General features: G+C 71.2%; 8 protein-coding genes and 2 pseudogenes. 5 read left to right on the plus strand and 5 right to left on the minus strand.

From position 1 onward, the window contains the following. Positions 1–910: type II toxin-antitoxin system prevent-host-death family antitoxin (locus ACFXAZ_RS36795; RefSeq protein ID WP_384600544.1), on the minus strand; the 910-nt coding region annotated here is incomplete at its 3' end. Between the two features lie 683 nt (positions 911–1,593). After that, complete coding sequence (locus ACFXAZ_RS36800) at positions 1,594–2,034, minus strand: hypothetical protein (RefSeq protein WP_384600547.1); 441 nt, start codon at positions 2,032–2,034, stop codon at positions 1,594–1,596. 203 nt (positions 2,035–2,237) lie between these two features. Between ACFXAZ_RS36800 and ACFXAZ_RS36805 the strand changes: the two are divergent. The 3 genes and pseudogenes from ACFXAZ_RS36805 (at position 2,238) to ACFXAZ_RS36815 (ending at position 4,345) form a co-directional block, all read left to right on the plus strand. Next, positions 2,238–3,255: pseudogene (locus ACFXAZ_RS36805) on the plus strand (IS5 family transposase). A gap of 108 nt (positions 3,256–3,363) precedes the next feature. Continuing rightward, positions 3,364–3,678 (plus strand): annotated as a pseudogene (locus ACFXAZ_RS36810) (DUF3223 domain-containing protein); the annotation flags it as partial. A 46-nt stretch (positions 3,679–3,724) separates the two neighbouring features. Next, complete coding sequence (locus tag ACFXAZ_RS36815; protein WP_384600563.1) at positions 3,725–4,345, plus strand: hypothetical protein; 621 nt, start codon at positions 3,725–3,727, stop codon at positions 4,343–4,345. A gap of 415 nt (positions 4,346–4,760) precedes the next feature. Here the strand turns inward: ACFXAZ_RS36815 and ACFXAZ_RS36820 are convergent, their stop codons facing one another. The 3 genes from ACFXAZ_RS36820 to ACFXAZ_RS36830 form a co-directional block, all read right to left on the minus strand. Then, positions 4,761–5,561 (minus strand): hypothetical protein, encoded by an 801-nt coding sequence (locus ACFXAZ_RS36820; RefSeq protein WP_384600551.1) that lies wholly within the window; start codon positions 5,559–5,561, stop codon positions 4,761–4,763. Positions 5,562–5,803: 242 nt separating this feature from the next. Beyond that, positions 5,804–6,082: a hypothetical protein gene (locus tag ACFXAZ_RS36825; protein WP_384600552.1), complete on the minus strand. Its 279-nt coding sequence runs from the start codon at positions 6,080–6,082 to the stop codon at positions 5,804–5,806. A gap of 138 nt (positions 6,083–6,220) precedes the next feature. Then, positions 6,221–6,457 (minus strand): hypothetical protein, encoded by a 237-nt coding sequence (locus ACFXAZ_RS36830; protein ID WP_384600554.1) that lies wholly within the window; start codon positions 6,455–6,457, stop codon positions 6,221–6,223. An 18-nt stretch (positions 6,458–6,475) separates the two neighbouring features. On the opposite strand from ACFXAZ_RS36830, the gene ACFXAZ_RS36835 reads away from it, so the two are divergent. Beyond that, positions 6,476–6,763: a hypothetical protein gene (locus tag ACFXAZ_RS36835; RefSeq protein ID WP_384600557.1), complete on the plus strand. Its 288-nt coding sequence runs from the start codon at positions 6,476–6,478 to the stop codon at positions 6,761–6,763. Between the two features lie 59 nt (positions 6,764–6,822). Continuing rightward, on the plus strand, positions 6,823–7,481 hold a 659-nt coding region (locus ACFXAZ_RS36840; protein ID WP_384600560.1), incomplete at its 3' end, for a hypothetical protein.

The following is a 7,481-nucleotide window of genomic DNA, read 5'->3' on the forward strand; positions in this document are numbered from 1 at the left end:
CTGCAGGGGCGGCGATGGACAGTGAGGCGGTGCCGGTGGCGGCCGGGGTGGTGCTGCCTGCCAGCTCCGGTGCGGGCGTGGGCGGGGGCGCGGCGATTGGGGGGCGGGGGGCTTGGTCGGGGGTGGCGGGGAGCAGTACGGCGACGGGGGTGGTGTGGCGGCGCAGGATCTGGGGGTGGCCGTGGGCGGCTTCGTGGATGAGGTCGCCGAGTTTCTTGCGTGCGTCGGCGATCCCGTGGACGGGGGCGTGGGTGAGGTCCCAGCCGAGTGCGGTGGCGGCGTGGGGGGTGGTCAGCAGGGCGTGGTCGGTGTCTCGGGCCGTCAGGGGGGTGGGGGCGCCGTTGGTGGCCGCGCGGATCAGCTCGGGCAGCTTGGCGCGGGCCTGGTGGAGCGTGGCCGGGGCAGCGGGGGCGGGGAGGGCGGGCGTCGGCATGGTGGGGGTGGACGTGGTGGCAGGCTGGTGGTCGGAGTCGTCGGTGACGATCTCGCTGGGCGCTGGCGGGGCGGGTTTCTCCGCGGCGCTACTGACGGGCGTGCCGCTGACTGGGGCCAGGGCGGGGGCCGGGCGCGCGGTAGTCGTGTTTGGGATGGCGGCTGACGACGCGGTGGCGGGGGCGTCCGGCTCGGCTGTGGCCGTAGAAGCGGCGGCCAGGACGGGGCGCAGGTATTCGTCGACCACCTGCTGCAGGACCCCGTATGCCTGCTCGGCGCGGTCGCTGGTGGGGCCACCGAACGCGGAGCGGGGCGTGGTGAGCAGCACGTGCCAGTGCGCGCCGGTCGGGCGTAGCTTGGCGGCGGCGCTCAGCGCCAGGCGCAGCGGGCGGCCGGACTTCTCCGCTAGTCCTCCGCGTGGCGGGTTCACCAGGCGGTGGGCGTGTCCGGACAGGTCCTGGCGCAGTGCGAGGGGCACGCTGGCCCATGCCGGGTCCTCGGCAGGAGGCAGCAGGAGGCCTTTGGCCGCGCCGGTCTTGACTGCGGATGAGGAACGTGGGGAGGACACGGGCAGCTCCAGCAGCAGAAGAGGGGGCGGTCGGCCACGCGCCGCACCGGGGTGTAACGCCTGAGCAAGTCTAACCCTCCGGTACATAACTAGGTCCAGGTTTATGTAACGCGCGGGGGGTGAACGGGGGCGTTGTGCTTACCGACGTCCTGAGAGGCGGACGGCAGAGCTACGGACCAGGAAGGCGGGCGCAGGGCCGACGTCGGACCCGGTGCCGGCCCTGCGCAGCAGGCGTAGTCCAGGGCCGATGTTGCAGGGGACCCGGCGATCCAGCGGTGTTGTGCCCGGGGTGGGTGGGAGGAGTGGCGGTGAGACCGGCCGGAGCGTGACCGGCGAGGCGAGCGTGGGTTGCCGTCGGTGTGCTGAAGGTTCTCGGTTGGCGGTGCGCGGGCCAAGCGTAGAGTCGCGGCGCCTCGGGGCAGGTTCAGTCGGCAACGGCTGCGGAACGGCTGCTGTCCTCAGTCTGGAGTCGAGCCGGTCCCGCCGTACATGTCGCGTGGCAAAACTCGTCGGCGGCCTGTTTGCAGTCTTCCGGCCGCGCGGGGCCGCCGTCGCGCGCACCGTGCCGTCCTGGAAACAGCGCCCAGCGTCAATTACGCCTCGGCATCCGGGGCTTCGCTGGCGAGGCGATCGGAGAGCTCAGTCCGCAGCTCAGGCACCGGGATCTGTGCACCCAGTAAGCCTGCGAACTCCCCCAGTCCCCAGGTGATGAGCTGCCCGCTGCGGGTGAGGTAGAGGCCGACCCGCTCCAGACGGTAGAGATCCTCAAAATCCAGTAGCGCGTATCCAGCCAACTGATATGCCGCTGCTGGCGGGAGACGGACTGGATCCTTCAGCGCTTTGAAGTCCAGCAGCAGCTGGCCGGCGATCAGGTCCGCGTCCGCGCCGCCCACCGCGCGCGAGCCGGCGAAGACAGGTCCTGAATAGCACTCCTCGGCCTCGGTGCTAGCTCGCAGCTCGCCGAGGGCGTCCTGTGCAAGCCGCACCTGCGCCGTGAGGTCGTCCACCATGTAATCGGGGACCTGAGCGAGCAAGGCGGGCAACGTCAGCTCGCCGGCCAGACGCACAATGACTGACCCCGGGTACAGGCTGCCGGAGCGGTAGACCTCCTCGAACTACACCATCGCCACGCACAGACGGGCCAGCCGCTCCTCAGCCGCGGCAGCCAGGAGCTGTTTGGGGTTCGGATCTCTTCATGGCTCGGTGGTGTGCTGAGTGGTGCTGGTAGAACTCGGATGTGGCGCGTTTTGATGTGACGGATGCCGAGTGGGCGTTGATCGAGGGGTATCTGCCGGTGGCGGCGACCGGTCCGCTGCCGCGGCGGGTGCGGGATCAGTTCAACGGGGTGCTGTGGCGGTTCCGGGCCGGGACCGGCTGGCGTGATGTGCCGGAGCGCTATGGCCCCTGGTCCACGGTGTATTCACGGTTCAATGCCTGGGCGGGGGCGGGAGTGTTCCAGGCCCTGATGGACGCTCTGATCGCCGAGGCTGCGGCGCGGGGCCGGGTCGGGCTCGAACTGGTCAGTGTGGACTCCACGGTCGTGCGGGCCCACCACGGATCGGCGGGGCTGGCGGTCGCCGGGGAGACCCTGGACGCTCTCGAACAGGCCCTGACCGAGGAAAAGGGGGTCCCGCTGCCGCAGCAGGGACCGGTCCTGCGTGTGATGCCCCGCCGCCCGCATCCGGTGCGGGCACCGGGGACGAGCCGCAACAGGACCGTGCTGCGGCACGGCGCCGCACCCGCGCGAGGGCGAAGGGGCCGGGCTCGGCCGGTCCAGAGGCGGGCTGAGCAGCAAGATCCATGCCGTGGTCGATGCCTCGGGTCTGCCGCTGGCCTTCGTCCTGACACCCGGCCGGGCCGCCGACAGCCCCCGGTTCCAGGCAGTGCTGAACAGAATCCGGGTCGCCGGCCCCGCCGGACGCCCGCGGACCCGGCCCGCCGCGGTGGCCGCTGACAAGGCCTGCTCCTCCAAGGCCAACCGCACCTACCTGCGCAGACGCGGTATCACCGCAGTCATCCCGGAGAAGAAGGACCAGGCCGCGAACCGGAAGAGGAAGGGCTCGGCGGGCGGCCGGCCCGTCACCTTCGACCCTCACCGGTACAAGCAGCGCAACACCGTCGAGCGCTGCTTCCAGAAGATCAAGACCTGGCGCGGACTCGCGACCTGTTACGACAAGTCCCCGGAAAGCTACGAGGCGGGACTCCGCCTCCGAGGATCGATCATGTGGCTGAAGCACCTCACCCCAACCACATGATCCGAACCCCAAACAGCCCCTAACAGCCACCGACAGCAGGTGTCCGGTTCCTCCTTGACCGCCCCTTGCAGTCCGGCTATGTCCGTGAGCGGCATCACGATCTGCTCCATGTCCCCCGGCGGGCTGACAGCAAGAGCGAAGCTCCGTCCGGACCGGGGAACGTGCTCTAGCGTGAGCGCTCCCGTCACCCGCTCGGCAAAGGAGCTCAAGGTGCCCGAGGTCTGGATCGGCCCGCGCCGCTACGCGACGAAGAAGGCCCGGCAGGAAGCGGTGCAGGCGATCCTGCACCGCTACGGCCTCGGGCAGGTCGTCGACCAGGAGGACGACGACCTGCTGCTGCGGGACCTGCTGGACATGCACCCCGACGCGGCGGAGAAGGTCGGCCCGGAGGTGGACCGCTTCCGGATCATCCCCACCCCGCGCGGTCACCACAAAGGCCCGGAAGCGGTCCTGGTCGACGGCAGCAAGGTTGCCTTCTCCTATCCAGAAGTGTCTGGACGCACCCACCCACCGGCAGCGCGTGCTGGCCGCGATGCGCACCGAGATCCAGCTGCAGGTCAACACCTACTACGAGTCCCGCAAGGCGTCCCATACGCTCGTGTCCGACGAGAGCGGCCAGCCTCTGGCCCCCGACGACACACACGTCTCCTACTTCCGCGGCCCGCGCTTCCACGACATCGCGATGGAGTTCGTCCGGGCCGCCGGCGGCTTCGATGCCGTCGGCCTGACCGAAGAGACGGCGCGGGGTCTGGCCCTGTTCACCGACCGGACCCTGGCGGAGCGCTGGCACGCCCACCACCAGGAACATGCCGTGCTCGGACTGCTGTCGGCCAAAGAGAACCTGCGGCGCGCGCGGGTACGGACCGCGGACCGGCACACGCATGGTGCGTTGAGTTGCCCACGATGCACGCACTCTCCCACCCTGTGGAGCGCACCGAGTGGACTCCACCCTCACCTGGTGCGCTTCGCGGTGGCCTCCACTCTCCACTCAGTACGGACGATGTCGTGCGCTTCCACCCGGTGGAACGCACCGCGGTGCGGGTGCGCGGCATCGTCCGCCCCCGCACCACCCCTACGGACGGTGACATAGCGCGGTGCGTCGGGAGGGGGGAATTCCCGCCTCCGCCACCGTGCATCGGAGGCCCGGTGCGGGTCGTCTCCGGGGTGGTAGCGGAGGTGGTCAAGGGGAAACATCGAAGGTCACGCGGAAGTTCGTGGGTGGACAAGGGCTGCTTCTCGCTCGATGGGCTTGGTGGAATCCGGCGGCACACCTGGGCAAGGAGGAGGCATCGAGTACACCGCATCCGATGCACCGTCACCCTGCGTAGCCGCACCGGGTGGAGCGGGCGGGGAGTGGCGACCACTCCCGTGCGCATGGTGCGGTGCGGTGGGTGGGAGTGCGCGGCATAGCCATCGGTCGCACCGGTGCGCCCCATGAACCGCACCGAGCGCACCGGATGCCGGGATGCTCTGCACTCCCCGAATGGTGACAAAGCGGCTCGTCATCAGTGCGCCCAAGGCAGACGAACCGCCTCGATTTCAGGGTCGTTCAGCAATGCGTTGATGAGGGCCGGAGCTCCGGCGACCTTGGTGGCCCATAGGTCGTAGTCGGTGCACAGGACCCAGGAGCGGTCATCGGCCCAGAGGTTGGACGGGCTGAAGTCAGCTTCCGACTGGTCGTACAGGATCTCGGCATCGCCGAGCCGCCCCGCACGCACGTGGAGGTTGTCGAAGTCGGCTGCTCCGAGTGTCAGCGGGTTGTAGTAGGCCAGGCAGCGGGTGTCGGGGCCCGCTGGACTGTACTGGGTGAGGATGGCGATCAGCTGGTTCCAGGTCTCACGGTCCAGGCTCCCTTCGGTCGGCGGGACCGCGCCCAGCAGCCAGCTGCCCTCCTTCTTGGCTGAGGGGAAGCAGCGATAGGAGGGCATCAGCCCGTCAGGCACGATTGGGTCACCGGTCCGCCGGGCAAGCTCGGTCCAGCGAAGCCGCCGCCAGCCGGGGCCGGGGTGCCGGGCACGGCCCAGACCTCCACCCATAGTGATGCTCACATCGTCGAGAGCAATGCCCCCGACGATATGGGGCTGGGCGCTCCCGTCGGCAAGACGTGCCTGGTGGTACTCGTGGTACGACACATCGACAGGCCCCTGCTCGTGCTCGTACATGGCGTTGAGCACCCACACCGCGTCAGGCATCGCCGGAGGCATGAACCCGGTCAGGCCGTCGCCGCACAACTCCAGCAGCCAGTCGGTGGCCCTGGACGGCACGAGCGGCCACAGGCCGGACATCGGGTTCGGTTCCTCGGACATCCGCTCATGGTCCCAGGTGTGAATCCGCCCTTCTGCTAGGGGCCGACATGACGCCGCCCCGAACCCCGCCGCCCAAGCCCGTTTCCAGGTACCTGGCTGGAATGACGAGACGTACCGCAAGAACCGACAAGCCGACCGCTGACTAACGATCTACATCCCAGACAACCGCCCACGACCAGAGTGAGCACCTTGAGAGCCGATCACACCAGCCCTTTGACCTGCGACTTCAAGTTGGCGGCAACTCAGTGGACCGCCCGATCCGCACCACCGTGGTCACCGCTCCCCTCCGTGCACCGGGCACGCGATGGAGGCCCCCATGGCCACTCATCCCCGGCGGCGGCCCCGCGCGGTGCGCCACGGGTTCGGCCGACCGCCGGGTACTGCCGGGAGCGGGAGCGGCGCCGGGCGGGCATCGGCTTCGGCGACGGGAACAGCGCCGCGCGCAGCCGGGCCGCGTCGGCGAGCCGCTTCAGGCGCTGACGCTGCTCCGGCGACAGGTGCGGCGGGGTCGGGGCGGCCATGGGGGCCTCCGTGCTCGAGGGGAGCGATCCCCCGCACCCTCCCCGCTCCCGGGCGACCTCGGCGGTGGGCGGCCGGTCGCGTCCCGGCGTCTGACGCGGTGACTTCGTCGTCCGTCCCGCCGGGCGGGCCGCGGCGCGTCACGGCTGGAGGCCATGGCCTTGGCCTTGGTCGGGTTCGGGCTGCTGGTGCTGCTCGTGCTCCTGGCGGCGCTGGTCGACCGGGTCGGCGGCCGGGGCCGGGGGCTTCCCGTCCTCGAGGGCGCGGCGGCGGGCGTTGGCCGCCCGGGTGATGGCGGCGAGCCGGTCCAGGTTCTCCGGGGTGCGCAGCCACGTCTCCGGGTCGGTCGTACGGCCCTCCAGGTACTCCTGCGGCATCGCGGCCTCCTGGTGGGCTTGGATGGCGGCGGCCCGCTGTGCCGGGGTGAGCGCGGCGTCCCGGCCGGGGTTGTCGACGGCGTGCGGCGCGTCCGACGCCTGGTTGTGGTGTGGTCGGTGTGTGCGGAGGCCGACGCGGTCGCGGCCGGGGCATCGTCCCGTGCGGCGGCGGGCGCGGGGCGGGCGGCGCGGATCGCGTTGCGTACGGCGAGGCTGGCCCGCTCGTATCGGCTCGACTCCCGGGGCGGCTTGCCGTCGGTACCGGCGATCCACCACCGGTCGGGCCCGGCGAAGTCGGCGGTGTAGAAGACCTGGTCGGCGGCCGGGGCCCGGCGGCCGGGCTGGACAACGGTGAACTGACGGCCGTGGTCGGCCAGGGCGCGGCCTGCGATGCAGTCGTCCAGGCCGCGCGTGAACTCCTGGCCGCGCAGAGTCTCCAGCAGGTGCCGGCGGGCCTCGGCCAGGACATGGCGGCGGGCGAACTTCCCGCGGACGGTGAAGACGACCGCGGCGACATCGACGGCGGCGAGCGCGGCGTCCACCACCGGGTCCACCCGGGCGCGGATCGCCGCCCCCGCCGTACGGCAGCGCTCAAGGAGCCCGTCGACCACCTGCCTGCCGAACCTCCGGAGCGCGGAAGCCCGCCACCGCGCGAGCAACTGCTCCAGCGGGCGCGGGGTCTTCTTCGCCGGGCGGGTGTCCTGCGCCGCCTGCCACCCCAGACCGTGCCGGGCCTTCTCACCGGGCAGCCGCCCGTGTTCCTGCGCGTAGGTGTGGGTGAGGCCCTCCATGACGTCCTCGATCCGCCGGCGGCGGGCGGGCAGGCCCACCCCCAGTCCGGGCGCGCACGGCTGCTGGGGGCGGGCGGATCTGGGTTCGTTCTGTCTGACGGTCACGCGGCCTCGGTGGAGGAGCGGTACCGGGCCGCGACGGCGAGGGGCGGCCGGTCGTACGGGTGGGGAGCGCGCCCAGACGGCCGGTGGAGGGCGGATGAGCGGGTTCCGGTGCTTTGGGTTGCCGGTCA

Origin of the sequence: Streptomyces sp. NPDC059477, from assembly GCF_042749375.1 — a bacterium.
GTDB lineage: Bacteria > Actinomycetota > Actinomycetes > Streptomycetales > Streptomycetaceae > Streptomyces.